At 66.1% G+C, this 1,046-nt stretch carries 2 protein-coding genes; both read left to right on the forward strand.

Annotated elements, in window-relative coordinates; genetic code table 11:
• Nucleotides 1-409 (forward strand): ABC transporter permease subunit (locus tag J5M58_RS25735; protein WP_207880114.1); only part of this gene is annotated, 409 nt, incomplete at its 5' end.
• Nucleotides 410-411: 2 nt separating this feature from the next.
• Nucleotides 412-1,046: ATP-binding cassette domain-containing protein (locus J5M58_RS25740; RefSeq protein WP_207880117.1), on the forward strand; the 635-nt coding region annotated here is incomplete at its 3' end.

Genomic DNA, 1,046 nt, shown 5'->3' on the forward strand with positions numbered 1-1,046 from the left:
CGTCCGCATCGACGGCCTGAGCGCGGCGGTCGTCGCGATCACGCTGAACTCCGGCGCGTATCTCGCCGAGGTCGTGCGCGGCGCGCTGCTGTCGATTCCCAAGGGATTGACGGAAGCCGGGCTCGCGATGGGGCTGTCGATGCCGCGCGTGCTCGTGAAGATCGTCGGGCCGCTCGCCTTCCGGCGGCTCCTTGCGCCGCTCGGCAACCAGTGCATCGTCAGCCTGAAGGACACGTCGCTGTTCATCGTGATCGGCGTCGGCGAGCTCACGCGCAAGGGCCAGGAGATCATCGCCGGCAATTTCCAGGCGGTCGAGATCTGGACCGCCGTCGCCGCGATCTATCTCGTGCTCACCGGCGTGATGACGCTCACGCTTCGCTTCGTCGAGAAAAGGATGCGCATCTTATGAGCATGGTCGAATTCCGCAACGTGTCGAAGAGCTTCGGTCACGTGCCGGTGCTGAAGGACATCGACCTGCGCATCGACGCGGGCGAGGTGGTGGTGGTGGTCGGGCCGTCGGGCTCGGGCAAGTCGACGATGCTTCGCTGCATCAACGCGCTCGAGAAGATCACGGGCGGCGATCTGCTCGTCGACGGGCAGAGCGTGAAGGGCAAGGCCGCGGTGATTCACGGCATCCGGCTCGAAGCCGGCATGGTGTTCCAGCAGTTCAACCTGTTTCCGCAGATGACCGCGCTCGAGAACGTGATGTTCGGGCCGATCCAGGTGCGCGGCGCATCGCGTGCGCAGGCGCGCGATCAGGCGATGGCGCTGCTCGCGAAAGTCGGCCTCGAGGCGCGCGCGAACCACTATCCGTCCGAGCTCTCGGGCGGCCAGCAGCAGCGCGTCGCGATCGCGCGCGCGCTCGCGCTGAAGCCGAAGGTGCTGTTGTTCGACGAGCCGACATCCGCGCTCGATCCGGAACTCGTCAACGAGGTACTCGACGTGATCAAGGAGCTCGCGCGCTCGGGGACGACGCTCGTCATCGTCACGCACGAGATCGGTTTTGCGCGTGAGGTCGCGGATACGGTTCTCTTCCTGGAGACCGG

This window comes from Pseudomonas sp. 32_A (genome assembly GCF_017490905.1).
GTDB classification, from domain to species: domain Bacteria; phylum Pseudomonadota; class Gammaproteobacteria; order Pseudomonadales; family Pseudomonadaceae; genus Aquipseudomonas; species Aquipseudomonas inefficax.